20 protein-coding genes and 2 pseudogenes are annotated in these 25,787 nt (G+C 52.3%); 13 read left to right on the forward strand and 9 right to left on the reverse strand.

Annotation, left to right across the window (positions count from 1 at the left end; translation table 11 throughout):
* Positions 1-130: 130 nt before the first annotated feature.
* Positions 131-1,654 carry an MFS transporter gene (locus ACX8ZY_RS23070; RefSeq protein ID WP_346530186.1) on the forward strand — a complete coding sequence of 508 codons (1,524 nt, stop codon included), beginning with the start codon at positions 131-133 and terminating at the stop codon, positions 1,652-1,654.
* Here the strand turns inward: ACX8ZY_RS23070 and ACX8ZY_RS23075 are convergent.
* From ACX8ZY_RS23075 to ACX8ZY_RS23090, 4 genes are read right to left on the reverse strand one after another with little or no spacing between them, the layout of a single operon-like run.
* Positions 1,639-2,388: a thioesterase II family protein gene (locus ACX8ZY_RS23075; protein WP_346530183.1), complete on the reverse strand. Its 750-nt coding sequence runs from the start codon at positions 2,386-2,388 to the stop codon at positions 1,639-1,641. The two genes, ACX8ZY_RS23070 and ACX8ZY_RS23075, sit on opposite strands and share 16 nt — an antisense overlap.
* Complete coding sequence (locus tag ACX8ZY_RS23080; protein WP_346530181.1) at positions 2,385-4,781, reverse strand: ABC transporter ATP-binding protein/permease; 2,397 nt, start codon at positions 4,779-4,781, stop codon at positions 2,385-2,387. The genes ACX8ZY_RS23075 and ACX8ZY_RS23080 overlap by 4 nt, the downstream gene beginning before the upstream one ends.
* Positions 4,781-5,749 (reverse strand): ABC transporter permease, encoded by a 969-nt coding sequence (locus ACX8ZY_RS23085; RefSeq protein WP_346530178.1) that lies wholly within the window; start codon positions 5,747-5,749, stop codon positions 4,781-4,783. Before ACX8ZY_RS23085 ends, ACX8ZY_RS23080 begins: the two co-directional genes overlap by 1 nt.
* On the reverse strand, positions 5,731-7,218 hold the full coding sequence (locus tag ACX8ZY_RS23090) for an ABC transporter substrate-binding protein (RefSeq protein WP_346530176.1): 1,488 nt from the start codon (positions 7,216-7,218) through the stop codon (positions 5,731-5,733). Before ACX8ZY_RS23090 ends, ACX8ZY_RS23085 begins: the two co-directional genes overlap by 19 nt.
* A 232-nt stretch (positions 7,219-7,450) precedes the next feature.
* Here ACX8ZY_RS23090 and ACX8ZY_RS23095 point away from each other — a divergent pair, with 232 nt between their 5' ends.
* From ACX8ZY_RS23095 to ACX8ZY_RS23120, 6 genes and pseudogenes are all read left to right on the forward strand, one after another.
* A complete protein-coding gene (locus tag ACX8ZY_RS23095) occupies positions 7,451-10,396 on the forward strand; it encodes a salicylate synthase (RefSeq protein ID WP_459261395.1) in 2,946 nt (981 codons plus the stop codon).
* A gap of 1,081 nt (positions 10,397-11,477) precedes the next feature.
* Positions 11,478-11,750 (forward strand): ArsR/SmtB family transcription factor, encoded by a 273-nt coding sequence (locus ACX8ZY_RS23100; protein WP_346530173.1) that lies wholly within the window; start codon positions 11,478-11,480, stop codon positions 11,748-11,750.
* 17 nt (positions 11,751-11,767) lie between these two features.
* Complete coding sequence (locus tag ACX8ZY_RS23105; RefSeq protein ID WP_346530171.1) at positions 11,768-12,127, forward strand: hypothetical protein; 360 nt, start codon at positions 11,768-11,770, stop codon at positions 12,125-12,127.
* A 152-nt stretch (positions 12,128-12,279) separates the two neighbouring features.
* Positions 12,280-13,427: pseudogene (locus ACX8ZY_RS23110) on the forward strand (IS3 family transposase).
* Positions 13,428-14,119: 692 nt separating this feature from the next.
* Entirely contained in the window at positions 14,120-14,518 is a 399-nt protein-coding gene (locus ACX8ZY_RS23115; protein WP_428984803.1) for a site-specific integrase, read from the forward strand.
* A gap of 201 nt (positions 14,519-14,719) precedes the next feature.
* Positions 14,720-14,953: a tyrosine-type recombinase/integrase gene (locus ACX8ZY_RS23120; protein ID WP_459261469.1), complete on the forward strand. Its 234-nt coding sequence runs from the start codon at positions 14,720-14,722 to the stop codon at positions 14,951-14,953.
* Positions 14,954-14,968: 15 nt separating this feature from the next.
* Here ACX8ZY_RS23120 and ACX8ZY_RS23125 read toward each other — a convergent pair whose 3' ends face one another.
* Positions 14,969-15,784: a hypothetical protein gene (locus tag ACX8ZY_RS23125; RefSeq protein ID WP_346530169.1), complete on the reverse strand. Its 816-nt coding sequence runs from the start codon at positions 15,782-15,784 to the stop codon at positions 14,969-14,971.
* A gap of 1,301 nt (positions 15,785-17,085) precedes the next feature.
* Here ACX8ZY_RS23125 and ACX8ZY_RS23130 point away from each other — a divergent pair.
* Genes ACX8ZY_RS23130 through ACX8ZY_RS23145 form a run of 4 tightly spaced genes read left to right on the forward strand, consistent with a single transcriptional unit; the run spans position 17,086 to position 19,794 of the window.
* On the forward strand, positions 17,086-17,946 hold the full coding sequence (locus tag ACX8ZY_RS23130) for a ParA family protein (RefSeq protein ID WP_346530166.1): 861 nt from the start codon (positions 17,086-17,088) through the stop codon (positions 17,944-17,946).
* Positions 17,946-19,010, forward strand: a complete 1,065-nt coding sequence (locus ACX8ZY_RS23135) for a ParB/RepB/Spo0J family partition protein (protein ID WP_459261399.1) — start codon at positions 17,946-17,948, stop codon at positions 19,008-19,010. Before ACX8ZY_RS23130 ends, ACX8ZY_RS23135 begins: the two co-directional genes overlap by 1 nt.
* Positions 19,010-19,465: a hypothetical protein gene (locus tag ACX8ZY_RS23140; RefSeq protein ID WP_346530162.1), complete on the forward strand. Its 456-nt coding sequence runs from the start codon at positions 19,010-19,012 to the stop codon at positions 19,463-19,465. The genes ACX8ZY_RS23135 and ACX8ZY_RS23140 overlap by 1 nt, the downstream gene beginning before the upstream one ends.
* The gene (locus tag ACX8ZY_RS23145; RefSeq protein WP_346530160.1) at positions 19,462-19,794 is read left to right on the forward strand and encodes a hypothetical protein; all 333 of its coding nucleotides are present in this window, start codon (positions 19,462-19,464) and stop codon (positions 19,792-19,794) included. Before ACX8ZY_RS23140 ends, ACX8ZY_RS23145 begins: the two co-directional genes overlap by 4 nt.
* Positions 19,795-19,916: 122 nt before the next feature.
* Here the strand turns inward: ACX8ZY_RS23145 and umuC are convergent.
* The 4 genes and pseudogenes from umuC to ACX8ZY_RS23165 form a co-directional block, all read right to left on the reverse strand.
* Positions 19,917-20,957 (reverse strand): annotated as a pseudogene (umuC, locus tag ACX8ZY_RS23150) (translesion error-prone DNA polymerase V subunit UmuC); the annotation flags it as partial.
* A gap of 221 nt (positions 20,958-21,178) precedes the next feature.
* A complete protein-coding gene (locus ACX8ZY_RS23155) occupies positions 21,179-22,201 on the reverse strand; it encodes an alpha/beta hydrolase (RefSeq protein WP_459261402.1) in 1,023 nt (340 codons plus the stop codon).
* Between the two features lie 317 nt (positions 22,202-22,518).
* Positions 22,519-23,037: a GNAT family N-acetyltransferase gene (locus ACX8ZY_RS23160; RefSeq protein ID WP_337016255.1), complete on the reverse strand. Its 519-nt coding sequence runs from the start codon at positions 23,035-23,037 to the stop codon at positions 22,519-22,521.
* A 105-nt stretch (positions 23,038-23,142) separates the two neighbouring features.
* Positions 23,143-25,029 carry a tyrosine-type recombinase/integrase gene (locus ACX8ZY_RS23165; protein WP_459261404.1) on the reverse strand — a complete coding sequence of 629 codons (1,887 nt, stop codon included), beginning with the start codon at positions 25,027-25,029 and terminating at the stop codon, positions 23,143-23,145.
* Between ACX8ZY_RS23165 and ACX8ZY_RS23170 the strand changes: the two genes are divergently transcribed.
* A complete protein-coding gene (locus ACX8ZY_RS23170) occupies positions 25,013-25,312 on the forward strand; it encodes a hypothetical protein (protein WP_459261406.1) in 300 nt (99 codons plus the stop codon). The genes ACX8ZY_RS23165 and ACX8ZY_RS23170 overlap by 17 nt on opposite strands.
* The gene (locus ACX8ZY_RS23175; RefSeq protein WP_346530467.1) at positions 25,309-25,647 is read left to right on the forward strand and encodes a hypothetical protein; all 339 of its coding nucleotides are present in this window, start codon (positions 25,309-25,311) and stop codon (positions 25,645-25,647) included. The genes ACX8ZY_RS23170 and ACX8ZY_RS23175 overlap by 4 nt, the downstream gene beginning before the upstream one ends.
* Positions 25,648-25,787 lie beyond the last annotated feature (140 nt).

Genomic DNA, 25,787 nt, shown 5'->3' on the forward strand with positions numbered 1-25,787 from the left:
CGGCAGTGACGCGCTGATTGAAATGAATATGGTTGATTTTAATATGTTATAACATAACAATAGTTAAAGGTTAATGATAAACATTATCAATTGTTAGTCACATGGAACGGAGAAATGAGGACACAGGTTAATGAAACAAAGTATACTTTCGGATACGGTAAGCAGTAAAAATCGCCAGTGGACCACATGGGTTGCGGCACTCAGTGCAGCCATTATGACGTTGGATATCACGGCGGTGAATATTGCCTTGCCGCAGATAGGGATGGATTTGCGCACTGACCTTGCGCATCTGCAATGGGTAATTAATGGCTATACCTTGAGCTTTGCCGCCTTACTTCTGCTGGCAGGTGCGATTTCAGACCGGCTTGGCAGACGCACTATTTTCCTTTGTGGCAATGGGCTGTTTGTACTGGCCTCCTTGGCCTGTGCTCTGGCCCCTTCGGTTGATGTGTTGATTGTAGCGCGTGTAATCCAGGGGATTGGAGGGGCGATGGTGCTGGGTACGGCGCTGGCGCTGATTGCCAGTGCCTGCGAAGGTGAGTCGCCTCAAGTGCGTGCCAGCGCGGTTGGTCTGTTTGCCGCAGGCGGCGCAATATCCGCAGCAACCGGCCCGTTAATCGGTGGGCTGTTTATTCAGTGGGCAAGCTGGCCGTGGTTGTTTGCCATTAATGTTCCTGTTGGCTTACTGATTATTTTCTTTACGTTACGCCATGTTATTGAAAAACCGTTTGCAAAACCCGCGTTCCCGTTGGATATTCTCGGGGCAGTGCTGATCACAGTGAGCCTGTTTAGTCTTAACTATGGGGCGCTGAATTTAACCGATGACGGTCAGGATGCGCTTCATGCGCTGGTGGTGGGTGGGGTCACAGCACTGCTGTTTTTCTGGACTGAGAAACGACGCGGTAAGCGAGCATTATTGAATCTGAACCTGTTTGCCCTTCCGACATTTATCGGTGCCATTTTGTTAAGTTTCGCCGGTCGGATTTTCAGCTTTGGTTTATTACCGTTTATCACCTTGTGGCTGAGCGGGATGTTGCACTATTCCGCCTGGCATATTGGTCTGATTTTACTGGCACAGTCGTTGACAATGGTGGTCGCCGCCGGCGTCAGTGGCTCACTGGCTAGGGTGATCCCGGTGCGTATCTTGCTGGCGGCAGGCATGTTTATTGTGGCGGCTGGTCTTATGATTAGCAGCCATGTGCAGAGTGACAGTAGTTGGCTGGTTCTGATGCCAATGCTGTTAATGCTGGGTGTGGGTGCAGGACTAACGCTACCGCATCTGATGAATCTGGCCGTCAGCGTGGTGCCTGCTTCACAGGCGGGTACCGCTTCAGGAACGGCAAACACCTTTTTTCCGCTGGGTACGGCGGTCGGTATCGCTTTCTTTGGTTTACTGCTCAACTATGTCGTGCAACAGGCGCTGCCGCTCTCACTGTTGTCTGATGCAGGGATAGCACGACCTCAAGAAGTGTTACACGCGGTCAGTAGCGCGCAATTTGACGGGCTTAACGCCGCGCCGGAACTTCTGCAACACGCCCGCCAGGCATGGGGCGATGCCCTGAACATGCTATTTCGTGTGGCCGCCCTTGCCAGTGCGCTCTCCGGCGTGGCCGCTCTCTGGTTAATCCGCGAGCAACCTTATTCGTCCGTCTGACACGCACGCCAGCGCATCAGCAGGCGGTCAATAACCGCTTGCTGATGACCGCTAAAATAGAAATGTCCCCCTTCAAACACGTCCAGGGTACACGAAGCCGTGGTCCAGTCAGACCAGCCCTGTGCCTGTGAGAGAGAAAGTTCCGGGTCGCGATGACCGACAAATGCGGCAATCGGGCAGCTCAGTGGTTTTTCTGAACTCAGTTGCCACGTCTCTATTAATCGATAATCCGCGCGCATCGTCGGCAGTATAATCTCCCGCATCTCCGCCATGGCGAGTAGCGCTGGATCGGTGCCCTCCAGACGCAACAACTCATCACACAGCGCCTGATCCTGTTGCTGGTGAAGCGTACCGGGCTGATGAAACTGCGGTGCTTCGCGCGCGGAAACGGCCAGCAACTGCGGGGCGGGCAGCCCTTTTCGCTGCAATGCCAGCACCAGTTCATGCGCGACGACGGCCCCCATACTGTGTCCGAAGATAGCACAGCGCTCGCTAAGTTGAGGGGAGACAGCCTGAACCAATGCGTTCACCAGTTCAGGAAGTGTGTCTGGAATGGGGTGATGCAGACGGTCAAGTCGGCCCGGATAGCAGACCAGATTCAACGTTACCTCCGGCGGCAACTGCTCGCGCCAGCCACGGTAAAGCGCAGCGTTACCGCCGGCGTGCGGCAGACAAAAAAGTTGGTACTTTGAGCAAGCGTCGGTTGTCAACGTGCGCAACCAGGGTGAGGTCATTTCTCTCCACCTGTGGTGATTTGTGTGGCATCCCGTAGCTGTTGTGTCAGGGGATGTGCAGGATGTGAAAGTAGTGCGGCGACATCGCCATACTCCGCAATGCACCCGTTTTCCAGCACCAACAGTTTGCCGCCTGTTTGTGCAGGCAGTGTCAAATCATGAGTCACCATAAGTAATGCAATGCCTTGCTGTTGCTGTATCTGTTGTAACAGTGCGATGAGTTCCAGTCGGGTCGGGCCGTCAATGGCACTGGTCACTTCGTCGCACAATAACACCTCGGGGCGGGCTATTAACGCGCACGCCAGCGCAATCCGTTGCAGCTGTCCGCCGGACAGCGTTGCCGAACGCTGCCCCAGAAGCGACGGGGGCAGACCGACCTGGTGCAGAACGTCACGAATGCGTGTTTCACGTTCGATTTTATCAAGTCGCGGGGCGCTGAGGTGCAGCGTACGGCCCAGTATCGATCGCACCGGATAGAAAGGATTTAATGAGCTGGCGGGATTCTGCGCCACGTACTGCAGACGTTTTTTTTGCAGGGCTGTACGCTGGTCGAGCGATAGTGGCAACGCCTCACTGCGAAATGTTATTTCGCCGCTCACGCGGGAATGTAATCCCATGATGGTGCGTAACAACGTGGTTTTGCCGCATCCGGAACGCCCGGCGACCGTCAGCGTCTCACCCGCGCGAAGGGTAATATGTACCCCATCCAGTACCTGTCGTCCGGCATAATGCGCACAGATGGCACTTGCCTTAAGGAGCGGTGGTTGATGGCTCCCTTTCTGATGAGAAATAACGCCGGGTTGCCATGCTGCCATCAATCTCTTTCCATCAATGCTTTGCGGCGCCCGTAAGAAATCGGTAGTTGCCTGCTGCTCAACCAACTCGCCCTGCGCCATGACCTGAATACGGTCGGCGATCTTTGTGGCCTGCGGAAGATCGTGGGCAACAAACCACACGCACTGGTGATGCGCTCGAGCTTTCTCCACCACCCAGTTCATCAGCATCTGGGTAGTGAGGCTGTCCAGTGCGCTGGTTGGTTCATCCATTACCATCATAGGGGGATAACCCAGCATGGCCGCCACCACCATTACGCGCTGGCGCTGCCCGCCAGAAAGCTGGTGCGGATAGCGTTGCAGAAACGCTTTATCATCCGGCAGACCCAGTTCCCGGAAGTGTGCGGCGATTTGTTCGTCTCGCTGCTTTGCTGAAAGGCCACGCCGCGCTGCCATCAGCGTGAAGTAAGTTGCCACGGTTTGCGAAGCTACCAGACTCTGGCGTGGGTCCTGCGGCACAAAACCAATCTGCTGGGCACGCAATTTGCGAAGCGCCACGTCAGAGAGAGAGAAAAGCGGCTGGCCGGACAGCCAGACGTCACCACGTTGCGACTTCAGCGTATCAGGGAGTCGTCCGAGAGCGGCCCGCAATAGCGTGCTCTTCCCGCTGCCGGATAGGCCGGTTAGCGCAACTATCTCCCCTGCCCTCAGGTTCAACGAGACGTTTTTCAGCAAAGTCCGCTCAGGAATCTCCACATGCAATTGTGCTATTTCGAGCAGTCCAGTTATGTTTCCTGACGCATTAGCTGCGCTTTTTTGTGTAGGTTGCTGGTGCCTGCGTGCAGGGATAAACAGCGAGTCTAGGCTCAAGTTTAACGGGATGAGTAAAAGCAATATAGCGATGATGGGTGCCAGCGTGGCCCAGGGCTGTAGCGTCAACCCCTGCCGGTTTTCGGTGATCATCAGGCCCCAGTCGGCCTGCGGCGGCATCGCCCCGAGGCCTAGAAAGCTGGCGCTGGCAAGAATAAACAGCGCGGTAAGCAGACGAATACCGAGATCTGCGCTGAGCAAGGGCAACAAGTTCGGTGCTATCTCCCGGAACAGAATAGCTCTGAGCGATTCTCCTCGCAGTCGGGCCATCTCCACATAATCCTGCTGCAGCTGATGAAGTGTCGCGGCTCGTACCAGACGAAAAATATCTGGAAACATCACCAGCAACGCGGCAAGCGCGGCGGCGGAATAGCCCCTGCCACTGACGGTCACTACCAGCGTGAGAAGTAGCAATCCCGGTATGCTAAGCAGAACATCAGCCACCGTGAGCAGGGCTCGATCCAGCCAGCGTCCTTCAATGGCGGCTACCATGCCTGCCATTCCGCCCGTAAGCCAGGCCAACGCGACACTCAGTACAGCGAAGATAAGTAGCTGCTGCCCCCCGCTTAGTACCCGGCTCAGCACATCGGCACCCAGATAATCGCTGCCCATCAGTAAGGTATCGGCGGGCGGCGCAAATGGCATATCGCGTATTTCATCAGTCGCCCAAGGTGCCAGCCAGGGGCCGATAAGCGTGACAATCACCATTAACAAAAACAGCGTCAGGCAGAAAACGTTTTTTTCAGACATTAGCTGCCCTTACGGCGCGCAGCCGGATTTAGCAGGGTTGTCAGGCAATCTGCCAGTAAATTAAACAGCACCGTCAGGGCGCAAAGTGTCATCGCAATCCCCATCACTACCGGCGTGTCTCTGGAAAGCGTGGCGTTGAGCAAAGCTGCCGCCAGCCCCGGCCAGCCAAATAGAGTTTCGGCAATCAGTGCGCCGCCGAACAGATAGGTAACATAGCGCGCAAGCGTAGGGACACACTGGCTGACCACCGCAGGCAGGATCCAGTGGAGCACCACTTGTCGTTCGGCAATGCCATTGAAGCGCGCGCATTCACACGCGGGCGAGTGCGCCGCGCGGATGACGCTCAGACGGATTAACTTGATGTTCTGCGCCAGACAGACCGTGATTAAGGTGATAACGGGCAGCACGAACAGCGGCCACTGTGTCCAGAGCGATCGTTCAGGCGTGATTAACGACAGCGCGGGTAACCAGTGTAGGCTGAGCGCAAACAACACCACCAGCAGCGTACCCGTGACGAATTCTGGCAGGGCGACAAGGCAGAGCGTGATAAGGCTGATGACCCTGTCAGCCACGCTGCCCGGACGTAGCCCGCAAATGAACCCCGCCGCGCTTGCCAGGGCGATCAGCAGAAGGCTGGCGCTTATCCCCAATGCGAGAGAGTAGCGACCGCGATCGATAATCAGCGCGCTAACGGCACGCCCGCTAACAAAACTGACGCCAAGATCCCCCTGCACCACTCCCTCTATCCAGCGCCAGTAACGCACAGGCAGAGGCTGGTTGAGTCCAAGTTGTATGCGAAGGCTGTTAACCTGCTCGCGACTGCCCGCTCCCGCAAGACGCTGGGTGGCGGCATCTCCTTTTACCAGCGACATCGCACTGAAAATCATGATCGAAACCAGCCAAAGAGTGAAAATTGCCTGGGCGGTTCGCCGTAGCACGGCTGAGACGATCAGGCCGGACGTAACCATGCATCACGCAGCAAGGGATAATCGAAGAAGCCTGCGGCTTTAACGCCCGCAACCTGTGGTGCTGAAGCCGCCACTGACGGCATTCGCGCAAATATCGCATCGCCCCCTTGCTGCCAGAGATAGTGCTGCACATCTCCAACTCGCTGACGCAATGCATCACCGCGGGCGGCCTGCATTGCATTCATCAGCTTATCGAGTTCTGGCGTCGCCGGGCCGGTGAAGGGCCATGACGCGCCTGAGCCATAATAGAAGGGCAGTGCTACCGGTAGCGGCATGGCATGGTAGAGGTTGGTTTGCAACGGCGTATTGAGCAACAGGTTGAAGTCACTGTAGTAATCAGCGGCTGGGACCGAATCAAGATGCAGGTTTAGCCCTGCTTTCGCGGCCTGTCGCAGTAACAGCGTGGCACTCTCTGCCGGGCCATATTCGTAATGACTGGTACGAATTGCCGCCTTTACAGCAGGCATTCCCACTTTTTGCAGCAGTGAGCGGGCACGTTCGGGATCGTAATGGCGCTTGGGAAGATCCGCCGCGTACCAGAGTTGCCCTGCGCCTAACGCATCATTGGCGACTTCGCCTCTACCCATGGTTACCGCACGCACCATTGCTTCGCGGTCAATAGCATATTTTAGCGCCTCAACCACTTCAGGCTTATTGAAGGGCGCCTTAGTGAGATTCATGCTGAAAGCAAGGTGGCTCATTTCACTCTTATCCGAGTGCCAGAGTTTCAGTGCCGGATTAGTCTGCTCGGTGCGGGCGGTGAGCAATGACATCCCGCCAACATAATCGAACTGCCCTGCTTTAAGGCCATTGAGACGGGCCGCCGTATCACTGATGGCGTAAAGCTGGATCTCATCCAGATACGGGCCACCGTTGTCAGCATCCCAGTAATCTTTGCGCGCCTCCAGCGTGCTGTGTTCTGAGGACCAGTCCTTGAGTACAAAAGGACCGCTGCCAGGCGCGGCAGAAAAGTCCTGCGTGTTTTCCGGAAAAATAAAGAGGGATTGCGCAAGCAGCAAATCAAACGAACCGACCGGGTGACTCAGTTGCAGCGTCAGTGTCCAGGGGTCGTCAATGCGTGACGCGGCGAGATCAAGCGGTTTTAACCAGCCACTCTGACTACCGGGTTGACCTCGCCAGGTTTTCAGGCTGAACATCACATCACGGGCAGTGAGTTTGCGTCCGTCGCTGAAGGTTACGCCGTGGCGGATTTTGATCACCCAGCGGGTGGCGTCACTGTTGGGTTCCGCCGACTCCATCAGCCGCCAGACAATACGGTTATTTTCAACCTCTGCGAGAGAGTCCCATATTAGCCTCGCTCTGACGTAATCAATCGTACTGAATATGGCGCGCAAAACATTGGTCGAATCATTACTGGAACCCGCAAACGCAGCGCGTAATGTCCCCCCCTTCGCCGGTTTTACTTCTGCCGCCAGCGCCTGCGGTAACAGGGTGTGAGTCAGCGCCATACCCGTCCCAATCCCTATCCCTATCGCCTTAACCAGCGACCTTCTTGTCAAACCGCGATGCATTTTTCTACCAATCCCTTAACGGCAACCCGTAATAAGTCATTTCAGAAATCAATGTTTGATATGTTATATCATAACATTCAACATGCCACTATTGATTACCATTCTCAATAAGAGCTTATCGCGCGCATTGTTATGCAGTGAGAGTCTGTCCTTCATCAAGGAAAAAAATATGAATGAATCTGAGGTTTACGGGGCGTGGAGTGAAACTGAACGTCAATATTACCGCCAGCAGGGTTACTGGACGAATGTGCCGCTGGGAGAGCAACTACGCCTTTGGGCGCGGCAGCAGCCAAACCGTATCGCGCTGGTTTCCGGGCAGCAGAGCCTTCGTTACGATGAACTCGATACACTGGCGGATCGTCTGGCGGCAGGATTTAACGCGCGAGGCATTCAGGCTGGGGACAATGTCCTGCTACAACTTCCCAACTGTACCGGCCTGGTCGCCGCGCTGTTTGCGTTATTTCGCCTGGGCGCGTGCCCGATTCTGGCGATGCCTGCACAGAAAGGGGCGGATATTGATGCGCTTTGTACGCTGGCCCAGCCTAAAGCCTGGGTCTATCCCGCGCATTATCTCGGGCATGATTTTCATACCATCGCGCAGCGAATGTCGGTCAACCACCCGACTATCCAACGCTGGTCAGTGAACACGGCAGACGACAGCGACACTCCGTTCGCGGAATTTCAGCAACCAGCGCAACGTTTTCCTGCCCCGCACGCCGAAGATATTGCCCTGCTGCTGCTCTCGGGCGGCAGCACCGGCACGCCCAAACTCATACCGCGCACGCACGCCGACTACTTTTACAATGCGCGTACGCTGGCGGGCCTTTGTCAGCTCACTGGGGAGAGTGTCTATCTCGCTACGCTTGCCGTCGCACATAACTTTACCCTCTCCTGTCCGGGCGTGTTGGGAACGCTGCTTTCGGGCGGTAAAGTTGTACTGGCGCAGACGGCAAGCTGCGATGAGATCTTCCCGTTGATTGAACAGGAACGCGTTACCTTCACCGCCCTCGTCCCGCCATTAATGAATCTCTGGCTGGAGTGTCGGAAGTGGGATGAAAGCGATTTATCCAGTTTGCAGTTTATTCAGGTAGGAGGCGCACGACTGGAAAGCACGCTGGCAGAAAAAGTGAAGCCCGCATTTGGCTGCCAGTTACAGCAGGTGTTTGGTATGGCCGAAGGGCTGATTTGCTGTACCAGACTGGATGACAGTGAGGAGGTTATTCTTCACACCCAAGGCCGTCCCATCTCCGATGCAGATCAAATCCGTGTGGTTGACGCAAATGGCGCTGCGGTGGCGGAAGGCGAACCGGGTGAACTGCTTACCCGCGGTCCATACACGATTGGCGGCTACTATCGCGCCGAAGCGCAAAACCTGCTGGCCTTCACGCTTGATAAATTCTATCGATCGGGGGATATTGTTCGCCTGACTGAAGGCGGCAATGTGATAGTCGAGGGGCGAATCAAAGAACAAATAAATCGCGCCGGAGAGAAAATTGGCTGTACAGAGATTGAATCTCTAATTGCTCTCCACCCAAGCGTCGTGAGCGCTATTGTGGTGGGCGTAAGCGATGAACGGCTCGGTGAACGCATCTGTGCCTGTTATCAAGGTGAGGCGGCGCTGGAACTGGGCGAATTGCGCACCTTTTTACAGCAGAAGGGATTGAGTGATTACAAATTACCCGACCAACTTTTACCTATCACAAGCTGGCCACACACCGCTGTAGGAAAAATTGATAAACGCCGCTTGGCTACTCTGGCACAACAGGCGCAAGAGAAGGCGCACTCCAGCCGCTCAATATCCTTGCGGCATCCCCCCCTGGATGTACTTTATCACCTGATGCAGGACGAACCTGAAAGCCATATCGTTTATGAACGCCAGGGCTGCTGGCACGTTGGCATCGGCATTAAGGCGCAAATCAGGCTTTTTACCCATTATGCGGAGCTAATATTGCCTGACGGGCAGCGGCAAACCTTTCAGAATGCGCCTTGGCGGGAAAATCTGCAGAGTGCGCTCGATGCGCTGCCCTTCAGCCACTGGCAGACATTTGGTATCAGCCATTTTGAGCTAGCGCGCCTGATTTATGATGTTTCTCCGGCAGATTTGGATAAGACGTCTCCGCTGATGACGCTGATTGTGCCGCAAGTGCAGATTGCCCTTTCTGAGCATAGCGCCAAGTTTATTACGATAAGTGAAGAGGATCTGGAAAGATTTACTACGCGAATTCAGCAGGCCGATCGCAGCGTCAATATCCCTGCACCGGATGATGTGTGGCAGGACGCTATCGCCAGCACAATTCGCGAACACGATGCTCACGCCTACTGCCATCGCGTAGCCGAGGCAGTGAACGAAATTAAGCAAGGCCATTATCAGAAGGTCATCCTCTCGCGTCATGTCATGCTTAAAGAACCTGTAGACATGCTGGCCAGTTACCATCTTGGACGCACAAACAACACCCCAGCACGTTCTTACATCGTGAAAATCGATGATCATCATTTTATCGGCTTCAGTCCTGAAACGGTGGTCGAAGTCTCCGCTTCCGGTATGGTCTCTACCCAGCCATTGGCCGGTACGCGTGCGTTAACAGCAGATGTTCAGCAAAATCAGCGATTGCGTGAGGCGTTAATCAGCAATACCAAAGAAGTTGCAGAGCATGCGGTGTCGGTCAAACTGGCAGTCGAAGAGTTACTACCGGTATGTGTCGCAAAATCTACCCAGATCAGTGATTTCATGAGCATCGCACAACGCGGCAGCGTACAGCATCTGGCATCACGGGTAACCGGAAAACTCGCGAAGGAATTCAGTGCGTGGGATGCGTTTGCGGTGCTGTTCCCAGCGGTGACCGCTTCAGGTATTCCCAAGCGCCCGGCTATTGAGGCGATTAAGCGGTTGGAACCCATGAAGCGTGCCGCATACAGCGGCAGCGTCTTCATGTTTAACAGTGGAGGCGAACTGGATGCGGCTTTAGTGCTGCGCTCGCTGTTTAAAAACGATAACGGTGTAACACTGCAGGCTGGTGCGGGCATTATCGACCAGTCTACCCCGGAGCGGGAGCTTGAAGAGACAGTTGAGAAGTTGCAATCTGTGAGCAGATTTCTGATAAGCTCGAAGAGCTAAATGATCGCGGGGGTTATTCCCCCGCCATTAATTATCGCTACTCATGTCACCTGCTTCTATAGTTTGTAACTTGCAGCCCTTTTCACTTTAGATATCGCAGGCTGGCTCGTTGTAATATGGCAGAAGACAGCGTCCTTCCTTGTTATATGCGTTGACATAAATGGCTACAAATTTTCCTGATGTGTACGCATAGAAATTTTAATATCTGAGGTTTAGTGTGGGAATTCATAAACCGTGAGGGAATTGAAATGAAAATCTTTGCAATCATTGGTGCTTCGCTGCTAGTAACGTCTTTCCATGTAGCTGCTTTTGTTACGTCTTCGTCTGCTCCATCCGCCCTGCAGGTTAACGCGGATACCAGCAGCTATGATGCCCATTCGATACCTTCAGAAACGGTTGCCAAAGGTTTTACACGTCTGGTACCTGTATCCGGGTGTAATTGCCCGTTTTGTTGCCAGTTACGTTCCCAGATGTGATTATCGACAGGGCAAAATCATAGGCCCTCTGTCCGCGTGATATACCTATGAAAGAAAACGGTCTAACTCCTTTGATTCAGCGAGCATTTTCTGCTTTTTTAAACTGAATAATAGCTAACTCATGTGTGGTCAGATGAAGCTGCCTCATGACGAAGGTTAACGTCTTTGGCATTCGATCTTTGCACTTTGGTCCAGGGATGTTGCGTTAGAAATCAGGCAACAGATTAATAACTGTGATCATCGCGCCGCCAATCAGTACATTGTATGAAGAAGCGTAACGGCCTCTTCGCGGTGAGTTGACTACATAATTGTAATAAAGGCCTTTGGCGACAAATGTTACCGCAACATTCCCAAGTTAATGCATGGCAGTTCAACGCCTGCCGCGTTAGTTAAAGAGCCGGCAGGGAATGGCCGCTCCTTCAAACTGTAGCAACCGACTGAAATATCAAATTAATTTGATCAATCGCACGGGCGTGAAACACTCCCAAACAACGTCATAAATTCAAATCTTATTGCTTCCAAAGCAAAATGAAATGTTGCATAGCTCAAAAAGACTGTTATTCTATAAATTAATAGAATGTTAGAGTTAAATAATGCACATTAACTTGAGCAAAGTATCTGAATTTTTCCATGCGCTATCAGATGAAGGGCGTCTTCAGCTAGTAATACTGTTGGAAGATGGAGAAAAAAGCGTAACTGAACTCACCGAGTTGTCGGGTGAGAAAATGGTGAATGTTTCTGCGCGGCTAAAAGATCTGCTCTATCACCGTTTAGTGATACGCCGACGTGAGGGCCGAAAAATGATGTATCGCCTCGCAGATAGTCACGTCGCCGATATTATTCGCAACGCATGCGAACACATTAATGAAGACCATTAACTATTCAGGAGTAGTCCATGTCTACTTGCAATGAAAAACATCATTTACATCACGATCATAAACATGGCACTGGTTGTGGCCATACTGCTATAAAACATGGTGACCATACTGATTATTTGCATGATGGGCATCTCCATCACCCTCATGGTGATCATGTCGATGAACATGTTTTACCGGTTGATGCGACTAACCCAGACCAGTGTACTCCGGATCACCATTGCAGCGGTCACGAACCGGGCCATGTGCATGGGCCGGGTTGCGGTCATGAAGCCGTCCCTCATGGTGATCACGTTGATTATCTGGTTGATGGGCATCTTCATCACCCTCATGGCGATCATTGTGATAATCATGGTCCGGTAACAGTTGTGAAGCAGTAATATTACTCATTGCCGTCACTATGCAAATTGGTTGATACGATAATGGCATTTGCCTTCGATTCTGAATAGGGGCAGATGCCATTTAATGGTGAATTGCCACAGATTTAACAGACACCTCAGAGTCATTTAAGATGACTTAAAGAGAAGTGCCCATGAGCGGTAAGCGTTATCCCGAAGAGTTTAAAATTGAAGCGGTCAAACAGGTTGTCGATCGTGGTTATTCAGTTTCCAGCGTTGCAACACGTCTTGATATCACCACCCACAGCCTTTACGCCTAGATAAAGAAGTACGGTTCGGACTCGTCCACGAGTAAAGAACAGTCAGATGCTCAGGCTGAGATCCGCCGTCTCCAGAAAGAGCTGAAGCGGGTTACCGACGAACGGGACATATTAAAAAAAACCGTGGCGTACTTCGCAAAGCTGTCCGACTGAGGTACGTCTTTATCCGTGACAACGCCCGTTGCTGGCCTGTTCGCCTGCTCTGTCGGGTGCTGGATGTTCATCCCAGCGGCTTTTACGCCTGGCTTCAGCAGCCGCATTCACAACGCCATCAGGCAGACATGAGACTGACAGGACAGATTAAACAGTTCTGGCTGGAGTCCGGTTGCGTTTATGGCTATCGCAAGATCCATCTGGATCTGCGGGACAGCGGGCAACAGTGCGGAGTCAACAGCGTCTGGCGACTGATGAAACGTGCCGGGATAAAGGCTCAGGTTGGATATCGGAGCTCGCGGGCACGTAAAGGCGAGGCCCGTATCGTGTCGCCCAACAGGCTCCAGCGACAGTTTAATCCGGATGCACCGGATGAGCGTTGGGTAACGGACATCACCTATATCAGGACCCACGAAGGCTGGCTATATCTTGCCGTGGTTGTTGATCTGTTCTCACGCAAAATTATCGGCTGGTCAATGCAATCCCGGATGACAAAGGACATTGTCCTGAACGCATTGCTGATGGCTGTATGGCGGCGTAATCCCCAAAAACAGATGCTGGTTCACTCTGATCAGGGCAGTCAGTACATAAGCCATGAGTGGCAGTCGTTCCTGAAATCACACGGCCTGGAGGGCAGCATGAGCCGTCGCGGTAACTGCCACGATAATGCGGTTGCAGAAAGCTTTATCCAGTTATTGAAACGCGAGCGGATAAAGAAAAAGATCTACGGAACGCGGGAAGAAGCCCGCAGCGATATTTTTGATTACATCGAAATGTTTTATAACAGTAAGCGTCGGCATGTTTCTAACGATCAGATGTCACCGACAGAATATGAAAAACAATATTATCAACGGCTCAGAAGTGTCTAGATTAGCCGTGGCGATTCAGTAACGAAAATAAGAGTTAAACTTATGCAACAGGCGTTGTAATTTAACTCTGCAGGATATGTCTTATTTCCCTGTCACACTTCTGCTGTCCGGTTTCATCAGGCTGAACATTTGAATGCGCTGAGAATAAATGACAACTATTAGCTGTGCATTCGAACTAATGGCTGAATAGCGGCTGATCCATCGTTAATTTACTCAGCTGACGTCATTCTGCTCAGGTCCGTTCCGGTACAGAACGCTCTTTGTCTCATCATTTCTCTGCAGGGGTATGACTGACGGGTTTCTGTCCGCACACTTTTCCGGAAGACAGTAAATGCCCCACTGTACACTGAACACACTGCCGGTGTTAGTGCCAGTCCGTTTATGTTCAATGACCAGGCATTCATCCCGGAGTGCCTGGTCCGATCCCGTCGGGGCCGTTTTTCCATAATCTGCTTTCTTACCAGTGGCTTACCCTGTTTTATGCGCCGTAAATCCGCCGCGGCCCGTGCCTTTTTATTTCCGTCCGTCCAGGTTATTCTCCGCATACGGGATAAAAGCCGGAAAACCGAGCCCAAACGGATCCTCTCCGGATCGATTTATTCCCGTGGTTTTCGCTGGACAGACAGGGGAAAATACGTTCCATACCGCCAGACGACGGAGATTAAAAGTTTGGGTATTTGCCCCGCGAACTGATGCAGAATTCACACAGCGACGTCAGTGGTCACAATCTGAACATTTCGGGTGCCGCGCGCTACTTTGACTACGAAAGTGCGGTGGCCCTGCGCAATCTGGCCGCCGCCTACGGCACCGACATGCCCCGCTACCTGCTGGCGCCCGAAGTGGCCGTGCTGCTGTCAAAGGTGACCGATCTCCGCAAACGCCTGTTCATTGATGCGCTGTGGAACACCGGCGGGCGGCTGAATGAAATTCTGCCGCTGACAAGGGGGGATTTTGTGCTGGACGATCCGCAGACCGGCGCCCCGCTGAGTTCACCGTTTGTGGTGCTGCGTACCCTCAAGCAGCGGAAGCTTGAGGAGGCCGCGCGCAGCCGCAGCCGCCGGCGCGGCCGCCCTACCAAGGAGGAGCAGTAGGCGGAGCGGGAAACTGAGGCGGAGATACGCGAGAACCCGCCACGCGCGGTGCCCCTTACCGATCCGGGTTTCGTGCAGCGCTTACGGGAGTGGTTTGCGACGGTAGGCCTGCCTGCGGGTGCGCGGCTCTGGGACATCAGGAGTGAGGACACGGCGCGCAGCTGGATAAGTCAGGCCGTGGCGGCAGCTGCGCGTGACGGAGTGACGTTCTCCATCCGCCCCGTGACGCCTAAAACGTTCAGGGACACGTTTGCGATGCATCTGGTGCAGCATCAGGTGCCGCAGAAGGTGATTCAGACCCTGATGGGCCACAAGGATGCGAAGTCCACCGAGTGGTATACGCGGGTATTTGCGCTGGACGTCACGCGCCAGCTCGGCGTGCGGTTCTCGATGGATACTACTGAAGCGCATTCTTATTGGTCAGGTCCCGGATAGTTAGAATTATGGCTCTTACCATGCCCCCTTTAATCCCTGTTTACGGAGACGCTGCCTTGCACTTTTCACGTATTCAGCATCGATCATTTCATCACCTGGCAGGTCGAGCATCACATTGCAGATTGTGCTGAGGGACGCATCCGACAATTTGAAGCGTGGCTTTAGTCCATACATACTGCCATGACTTATGTCATAAATGCGGTCAAAAAGATCACGTAGAAAGTCTGTAAGTAGACTCGGGCGGGCAAAAGCAATCGCCTCGCTGGATGTATAGCGGAACGTAATTTCTGTTCTTTCTTCCCCAAGAGCATGCAGCAGTGCTGACATCTCCGGCCAGTACTTCAGATCATAATGAGACAGATTTTCCAGTTCGGGCTTGATTCTTGTGCAGTAGAGGTAGTTTCCCTTTCCAGCGACGTTTATGAAATCCGTCAGCCTGAGCATGCGTTCGACATGAAAATGCCCGCTTCGGTTAAGCAAAGTGTCTCTAGCATCAAGGAGTTGTGCAAGTCTGATACTCATCCAAGAAATTTCGTCATTCAGCAGCTGAAGTTCACTGTAGTCTGAACGAATTGCCTCATGTTCACCGCTTTCGCCTTCTACAGCAGCCATTATGCATTGTTCTGTTAGGACCCATAAGCGAGTACCGGTGACTTCTTTTTTGCCAAGTTCTTCCCAAACCGGTGCCATTTCATGCTGACGTGCAATTAGCCTTTCTATTACGGGCCAGGTACTGCGCAATACAGGATGCTCAGCCTCTCGTAATTCTTGCAACTTCAATTGCAGCATTTCTTTTGCAAGCGCAGGCGGCCCTTGATTTTTCTTAAGCATAATTTTTCTCTGTTGAGTCTGAAAAATGATTATGTGTCGGAGGTTCACCTGCGTCCGTATCTCAGGAATTTTATATTCGTGGTCTTGAGATACGCCATCTATCCGTTTCTCAAACATGAAATCTGGTATAGAGCCTGATACATAAGCTGAAAATTCAGAGTGAAAGCCATGCATGGATGCCGGAGACGTAAGTTTAGCTTTTACAGAAACTGCAGATCCGTAATGTCGCGTCAAAACTCACTAAGGGTCTATTGAAGAGGATATGGGTGCCCTTTCTTACGCATAGCCGCGTAAATTTCATCTCATTTTTCCTTACGTCGTAGGCATAAAACGCTGATTTGCCCATGATAGAGCCGGTATTAATGTGAAAAGGTTCGATGCAGTAGATAAAGTCAGGAAAGAGAATGGAATTGATAATGAAATCTGAGGACATAATGCGTTTAGAACTGTTGAATCCTTGGATTGAATGAGAAATACGCGCCCGATCATAATCAGAAAAAAAAGTGTGATCTGGTTGACATGTCGCCAGGCCTTATAAGGCACGGGTTAGGCGTTTTCGCCAAAAATACAACCCCTCAAGTCATCATTTTTTGCTCTTGTTAAGCGGCCATAAATTACTAATATATGTCCACATGTAGTCAAATTACTTTTTAAAAAGGCTGCATATAGTAATTGCTTACAGCGTGGACAGGCTCATCTTTAGCTGACGCAAAAAAAAGGACCAGCTGGCGGGCTGATCCTGTTTCCGGAATGTTAGAAGCATGACATCGCTTTTCGCATTCCTCAGACTTTACCGAACGTGTTGTCTGTACACTGTAAATCAACACGGAAAAGCGCAGCGGGAAACCAGGCTGGCTGCGCCTTGCAATGTCCTAGAATGAAAGAAGGACGTTTATGGAAGTGTTAATCACTACACTCAAGGCAATTCGTGTTGCCCTCAGCGTGATTATCTTTTTGATTGAAGTAATGCGTTGATAAAACCCCTTGTTTTTTAAAGCGAACAGGGTTTTTTTTTATGTCAGGTATCATGAATCTCGTAAACTTCGTTCCCGATACATTGAGCTCTAGAGCCGGAATCAGTAGGTATAATTGGTTAAAATTCACATGCAATACTTATCATAAAGAATCATTATTGATTCTTTATCTGAGGCCTGGCATACTGAATTTGTCACCGGGTAGCCGGCTGACATTACGGCGAAACGCCAGACTCAATGGAGCCTATCCCCTTCAGCCAATGAAGTACTCCAGTCAGCGACGAGCCATCACAATTATTTCGCATGCGAAATCTTGAGGATGTAGCTATGGAAGCAAAAGCAGGAATTGTTATCATTGTTGGAAATCAAAAAGGTGGCGTCGTCAAATCTCAGTCAACCAATGAGCTGACATACAACCTGCAGGTCATGGGAATGCAGACCTGCATGATTGATTTCGATACCACATCCGGGCTGACGGAAAGGACATTTCCCGATGCGCTGCCGCTTTCAATCGATCAAGACCCGCTGGGTAACACCTTCACACCCGGCGAAGCAAATGCCTACCAGTTATTCTTCCCTGATACAGAAGTTAATCCTCATGTGCTGCCAGATGGACGCCACATCATCGGCTCGACCAACGAACTGCATGAAATTAACTATCGTCCGCAGGACTGTATCTTCGATTTTAAGGAACGCATCACTGAGCTGCGTAAGCACTACGACTACATTTTTATCGATTCGGCGCCAGAATATAACAACCTTCTGATTGCCTCTCATCTTGTTGCTGATTATCTGCTGATCCCAACTCTTCTGGAGAAATCATCACGTATTGGCGTCGGAAAGCAGCTGTCGTACATGCAACGTATTCGTAAAAATTACAACCCGGAACTTAAATACCTGGGAACCTATATCACCCAAGCGAATGTTCAAAACTACAATCAGCCTCTCCTTGATGGCTATCTGACCGCTGTAGAGACAGAAAACCTGCAGCGTCTTTTTGACATCCTGCAGGAGAAAAACTATGGACCGGAAACGGTGCTTGCTTATATCTCATGGGTAAAAAATCTTGCCAAAGAAGCCATTGAACTGGGCATGACCATTAAAGAGTATTCTCCATCAAGTAAGCCTGCGCTGCAGTATCAGGAACTAAGTAAAAAGATTATTGAACTGACACGGGGAGTTCACTGATGGCTGCGAGTAAGTTTCAGAAAAAGTTAAATGCGCTTAAAACTTCAGGTCCGGCTGTAAGCGCCATGCCTGAAGTCGCCGCAAGTGTAGCAGCCCGTAATGCACCTGCTCCGGTTGGAACGCCTGAAGCATCAAAGATTCGGGCAGAAATTGCCCGCCCTGGTTTGGAGCCTGAGGGGCAGATCGTGCGCGTCAGAGCGGATGAAATTTATGAGGTCGAGCAGGTTCGTCCGGAAGATGATTTTGATGAGGAGGTCATTTCCGGCATGGTTGAGTCGTTCAGTGAGTTCGGTAACCTGACGCCACCCCGCTGTTTTCCTAAAGACCGTCAGGGGTACCGCGTATGGTTTGGCGCTACTCGTATCCGCTCAATGAAAAAGCGCGGTGATGAATTTATTGATATTTATGTCGGTCGGCCGCCGAAAGATGAAAAGCAGCGCATCATGGGGCAGCTTATCGAGAACCTGCAGCAATCGGGGCTCAAGCCTTTGGCTACCGCGCTGGCTTTTGAACAGCTGAAAACAGATTTCAATATGACAGGGGAGGAAATCGCCCGCTCACTCGGCAAGCCTACAGCTTTTGTCAGCAAACATATCCGTATTGGCTCGGCACCTGAAAATATAAAGGCCCTGCTGAAAAATAAATCCATCTCTGATGTAGATCTTGCTTACACGCTGATTCAGATCGACAACATAGATTCAGGTGCGTCAGACCGACTGATTGAAAAGCATAACGCTGGCAGCACCTTGACCCGGGCCCAGGTCAAGAAGGAACTGGATCGGTTGAAGGGGCGAGATGTCAGTAAAGCACCGACTAAGGTTTCGCATGCGAAAGCTCTCACTCCTGAATCCGGTAGTACTTCTTCTAGAGATAAAAAAAACCAGTATCAGGCTGCTGATGTACCACTCCCTTTAATTCCAGTAGTGAAGTTCAACGGTACTGAAGTGACTGTCCTGCTTCATAAGATGCCCGATGAATTTGGTTTCATATGGCTTAAAACCGCTGAGGGTGAACTATACGTGAGTGCCAGCGATGTAGAGTTCTTAGGCCTGAGGTCTGAATAATGCCAGCATACTCATTAACACCTTTTCAGCAGCTATCTGCCCAGTTCCGAGGGAGTATCGTGCACAGATGGGCGAAAGACGAAGATCAAAGTGCAGCTGAAGCAGCCAGAACATTGACCGAACATGCGCGAGATCTGAATATCATTTCGCGAGAACTTGCTGTACCTGGTACTGCTCTGAGTGAGTGGAATAAACGCAGGCAGCCTCCTTTGTGGGCAGCTTTGGCCGCGTTTGACCTGACACTCAAACGAGGATGGCGCCCCGTGAGTAATGAGGAATGGGCCGGCTTTGCGTCCCTCATCTTAAAGCTGTCACCTGGAATGAATCTGGATAGACTTTCAGAGAGTCTGCCTGCGGATATCTACCTGAATATTGCTTCGGGCTGGATAGCTGCAGCGATCGAGGAAGACCAGCATTACCGGGTACGTAAGAAAATGGCTGTGAAACCAGAATGACTTTCACTGAACTTGATAACGCTTTAGCTGATACCGGAAGACGGTCACTGGCTTCGCGGCTTGTGTTTGCGCTTGCTGACGGGCTTGATAAAAACCTAAGTGGTCTGAATCTTGATGACTTCGAGAAACAAAGTGGTTATATCCGTACAAATATCCGTTCGGTTGCCGCCTCTTTGAAGGAATCAGGCATTATTGAAATCAAATATTATGACGATAGTGTCCCGAAAAGTGAGACTATCGTAATGGGCAGCGTTTCCCGCGGACGTTGGTCAAAACAACATTATAGCCTGACTGACACAGTGAAGGCCCTGCTGAAACGACAGGCCTGATTTCGCATGCGAAATATATAGTGCGGCCTACCGCTGACTCTCAGAAGCTTTAACAGTAAAATGATATCCGGCAGAGGCATGCCGGATATTGCGAACAAGCGGAAATCTGAGCTGTTACTTTTTTATAATACGCGGGCAACAGGTATATCATCCCAGCGCGTAGTCCACGACGGCGAAAGCATGTCCCGCTTCATCTTCCAATCCGTGCTAACCCCCTGTCCTGCAAACCATACATTTCCCAGCCCGGACTGATTGATACCGTCCAGTACCTTCATCAGCTGCGCACTGTTAGCCCGCGGCTGCACATCATCAAAAAGATTCAGCTGACTGACGCCATTTGGAGTGAAGTCATCGAGTATGATGCCGGCTTTCATGTACCGGCGGTCTTCCAGCCAGATACGGTCAAGTGATCGTATAGCGGCCTCGATAATGTCGCGTGTATCCTGAGTCGGCAGGCTGAGCTTCTCGCCGGCACTGTTACCATAGAAAATCTCATTCTCTGCGTGAGGCGAGGTCCGGATGAAAATGCTGATACGCCTGCAGAACTGACGTTCTCCTCTTAGCTTCTCAGCGGCCCGGGTCGCATACTGACAAAGCGCCTGCTGCATAAGTATCTTAGAGGTAATGCGCTCACCAAAAGACCTTGAACAGCAAATCTGCTGCTTAGCAGGCGGCAGCTCCTCGAGTGGGATACAGGATTCACCGTTCAGCTCACGTACGGTCCGCTCAAGCACAACACTGAAATTTTTCCTGATAAGGGCAGGGTGCGCGTGCGCCAGCTGCAGAGCATTACTGATCCCCATCAGGTTAAGTCGTTTACCGATACGCCTGCCAACTCCCCAGACCTCCTCCACAGGCTGTTTTGAGAGCAGTGTTTCGGTACGCCGGATATTTCTCGGCGTCAGCGCCAATACGCCACGGAACTGGGGCCATTCCTTACTCGCCCACTGAGCACTCTTTGCGAGCGTTTTAGTCGGCCCCATACCCACACCGACTGTCAGACCGGTTGTAGCCAGCACGTGCGCCCGCAGGCGCCGGCCGAAGTGCTCAAAATCCTCACACCCGTCGATACCAGTCAGGTCCAGAAACATCTCATCGATGGAATATTGCTCCACGCGGGGGGTCATTTCTTCCAGCGCCGTCATCACTCTCTGGCTAAGGCTATGATTTATGTGGAATGGAAAATCTACAGTATTAGTTCAGACTTGAATGACTGCTATGAGCGAACAGCAGACGTTTTTTTTCGGCGTAATAGTCTTTCGGGATGAAATGTCTGATTTGGGGTTATATCTGTGATTGCCATAATCGCACTGATCTACGGCATGAAGAAGGGTTCAGGAAGAGTAAAACCGGGCTGGTCAGCATTCTGAGCAGCCCGCTAAAACTATTTCAGATGCTCGCGAAGCAGACTACCCGCCTGAGTCAGTGAGGCCTGAACTTCAGGAACTTCGGCGAGAGCATTCAGCAGTCCGTAATCATGTATCATGCCGTTATAACGCACCTGAACCACGTCCACGCCGGCTGCGTTAAGCTTACGGGCGTAAGCTTCCCCTTCATCCCGCAGCACATCGTTCTCTGCCGTCTGTACAAGCGCTGGCGGGAGACCTTTCAGCTGGGTTTCTGAAGCACGGAGCGGTGAAGCGTATATTTCATTGCGCTGCGCATCGCTGGTTGTGTAATTATCCCAGAACCATTTCATCATATTCCGGGTCAGGAAGCGCTTTGTCGCATATTTTTCGTAGGAGGCTGTGTCAAATTTTGCATCGGTTACCGGCCAGAACAACACCTGGTAACGCAGGTCAGGTCCGTGTTTTTCTTTTGCCATCAGGCTTACCACTGCCGCCATGTTTCCGCCAACGCTGTTTCCCGCGACCGCGAGGCGCTTACCGTCGACACTGATTTCATCGCCATGTTCAGCGACCCACTTTGTGGCACCGTAGGCCTGGTTTATGGCAACCGGATAGTGTGCTTCCGGACTGGGGGTATAGTTTACAAAGACGGCCACCGCACCGGACGTAAGGACCAGGTCCCGGACCATGCGCTGATGCGTCGGGAAATCTCCCAGAACCCATCCTCCTCCGTGGAAAAACATAAAGGCCGGCAGCTTTCCTGAGGCATTTTCAGGCCTGACGATGGTCAGTTCTACGGGCTTACCATCGACCTGAATGGTTTTGTTTGAGGTTGTCACGCCGGAGAGGTCAACTTTCACTGAAGACTGTGCACCGGACAGAACCTTGCGGGCTTCCTCCGGCGAAAGTTTCTCAATGGGTTTTCCATTACCGCTGTTCAGCTGGTCAACGAAAGACTGCGTGTGATGCTCCAGATGAACATCGTTTGAGGCCGCGCCGGCCGCACTCATAGCCAGAAAAATACTGCTGCTAATCAGGGCAGAGGTCACTTTATTCATGATATATCCTTAACAATTAACTGTATCAGGTCAGTGAAAAATCATCCGTACGAATCCAGGTGATGAGACCTGATTATAGTTTAAATGCCAAATAGAGCCTGATTTTAAGGTGTTTTTTTGTTGAGGGTATGAAAATATGGAGAGGATGAATGTCACAAATTAAATGAAAATATTTTATATATTTTGGATTGCGGAGCCAAATTTAGTCAGGCCTGAAACTGAAGAATCACTTGCGTCCAGCTTCAGGGCAGCCACTGCAGTGCCGGGCTGTCAACGTCCGCTTCTGGCACAAAGCGGACCTTGTGTTCATATTCTCATTATGATTGAGCGGGCTGAATGCTAAGTTCATAAACTACGCAAGGCACATCATAATGCTGTTCTATTGCTTTGTAAGTCATGCCTAATCGCTGCATCACTCGTTGAGAAGCCGCATTTTCAGGGTCGGCAACAGCCACTAAATACGTCGCGCCTATCTGCTCTGCTGCGAAATCAATAATCGCTTTAGCCGCTTCTGTTGCATAGCCTTTGCCATTGTGTTCCGGGAGGAGCCGCCAGCCAATCTCTAAGGGGGCACCTTCAACATTTGCCAGGTATTGGAGGCATGCTGCCCCAACCACGGCCCCGGAAGCCTGCTCTTTAATAGCCCACCACGAAAATCCATATTTCTGCCATCTGGCCTGAACACGCCTGATACTTTCCCAGGTCTCTTCTGGTGTTTTAACAATGCCGTTGCTGATATACCGCATCACGCCGGAGTCGTTTTCCATTACCCTTAAGCCTTCATAGTGTGAGTCATGATAGGGCTCAAGCCTTAAACGCGCAGTTTCTAAGTTCATCCGACACTCCTTTTTACCAGAAGGCATTACTTTCGCTTAATTCTCCACATAAATCACCCTTTCACTATGTAAGCAGTGTCCGCTTCTGGCACAAAGCGGACCGTTTTATCCTTCAGGTTTAAGCGGCAACCTTTTAAGAGCCTGCTCAATTTTCTCTGCGTCCTGTTCAATGATGGCCCTCTCATCGGGTGTAAGCGGAACTTCCTCGAGGTAACGCCTGACAGAAGCTTTGCTTTCCAGTACCAGTCCGCGCGCACTCTGTTTGAGCAGGTTAAAATCACAGCCGATACAGGCCATCCGGTGCTGACAGCTGCTCCAGAAGGGATTCGTGCAATACGAATCGCCCAAATCATAATACGTCGCGGGTCCGGTCAGGCTGGCGGCTTCCGGATCGTGGTCAATCAGCACGCTTATCATGTGAGCGACACGGTCTGCTTTGACGAACGAGGCGGCTAGTTGCGTCGGACGGATGCGCAGATAATGCATGGTGGACTGAGGCGTTGCATGCCCTGTCCACTGCATCAGCTCGTACAGCGACATCCCCTGCGGTACGCTGGCCAGTGCGGTTACCGCTGAAGCCCGTCCCCGGTGGCTGGTTATTATTCCGCCGCTGTCTTCCAGAGGCACACCCGCCCTGGCGCAGAGCATCGGTATCACCGTGCGGTTGAGGATAGCGCTGCCGGCAGGCTTACCGCGATACTGAAACAGAAGGCGGACTTTCTCACCGGTTCGCTCGTCCGTAAGCATAGCCTGTTCAGAGGGACGTTCATCCAGCCAGATGTCTACGTATTTTTTCACCACGGCCGCTACGGGTTTCACAAAGGCCTTTGACGTTTTTCCGGCAGGGATATGCAGGTAGCACAGGGTTCCGGCCGGGATGATGCTGCCGTCGTCCTTCACAATATCGTCCGCCTGCGCCGCGATGCAACCGGTAGTCAGGCGGAGCAGTTCACTCTTTCTTACCCCCGCATGGGTCCAGATGACGGCCATCGCCTGCAGCATGGCAAGCGGATAATGTATTTCAGTAAGCAGGTCTTCCTGACGCAGATTCAGGCTGGCCCAGATGAGCTTCAGCCAGACCGGGTCGTCGATTACCCGGGGATTAACGCCGCGACGGAACAGAGGCGTATCCGGTGTGGAAAGATGGCGGGCAGGGCTGAAGCGCAGGCGCCCCCAGCCCCAGTTTTCATAATCAATCATAAAACGGCGCAGTGAATAAATAAAATGCGCCCGGGAATGCGGCATCATGGGCTCGCCGGAGCGCACCGATTTGCGGGTGCCTCTTTCCGTACCCAGCTGAAGTTCATCCACGTTCAACCGGCCTACCGCCGCGATGAAGCTGGCACAGGTTTCCATCGTCCAGTCTGCCGGTTCCCGCACCTGCGGATGCTCCTTTGTCAGCCAGAGACCGCAGCGCAAAATAAAGCTGTACTGGCTTTCACGGGTACGCGGCCTGAGCACCGACGTTTCACGCCAGCGCCGGCACCAGTGCACCCAGGCCGGATCGATGCCTTCTACCGGCTTCTCGTACCACTTTGTGTAGTTTCGCATCCTCATCGGGGCGCTGATAATACCCAGCGCAGCGAGACCGTGTGAAACCCGCCCGACATAACGGGAGGTCCCTGCCTCCATGCCAGACTGGACCTGCCACAGCAGGTCCGGCGTAAACGTCTCCAGCCGGGGATCCCGGTTCATAATCATCAGCGTGGCCAGTATGCCTGATATGTGATTTTTCTGGCTTGCCGGAGCATAACCCAGCGACATCAGCGTATCCGTCAGACGGTGCAGCTCCTGACGATAAAAAGCCTGGCCGAAAATGGCAGAGGCGTAGAGGGCGGGTTTGCGTATATCGGGGAGGCTGAACGGGTCATGAAAACCTGCCAGATGCCAGGCAAAGGCGGCCATTAACGGACGGCCGTCTCTGGCTTCCCGACAGAGCGTCTGCCAGTGTTCCTGTGTCCATCGCCAGCACGGCATGCCGGAGGAATGCATCTCGCGCAGGAGTCCGGCTATCACCAGCCCGGCGATTTTGCTGCTGCATCCGCTTACGCCGGCAATATCCGTCAGCCTGTCGGGATTTGCCCCGGATACGCCGTGTGTGGCCCACGTCTGGATGGCGGACGACTTTGAGGACATTGCCCCGGAACTTACGCCCGGTGAAGTGACTGCAGCGATCGAACTGGCGGACAGAACGCTGGATGCTGACGTCAGCCTCAGCTGGGAATTTATGCGCGACTGTGCAGAAAGCGTGAAGGCCCGGAGGGAGACTGAATGAACATCTGGCTGGTCAGTTATCAGGAAGAGGCGGGCAGCAGCTCACATGAATACCACCTGCTGCTGAGCGGGCAGGACTTTACGCTGGCCGAAGCCGCATGCGAACGGATGGGGGAAACCTGGTGGCCGCCGGAACGTCCCGTCTGTTCGCAGGGCTGCTACTGGCAGTTTGATCGGGGCAGCGTCTGGCTGAAGAGCATCGTTCTGCTTGATGAACGTGAGGCACAGACGCTGGCCGGACTGCGGTTCCTCGATGAGTGGACGGCGAGCGGTTCGCCGGATGCGCCCGTCATCTGTGACCGCAGCGACTGCCGGTGGGAAGATTACCGGCCCTGATATTTTCACCCGATGCCGCCCCGACCGGCGGCATCTCATCTGTAAGGGATAATGAAGTCGCTTCGCTCCGCCTCTTTTGCCGCTTCCCGTCCTGCGGCCGGAAACCGGCAGGGATAAAGTGCCGTGCCCTCACGGTAGCC

This window comes from Pantoea sp. XAF26B01_ASV70, from assembly GCF_054512635.1.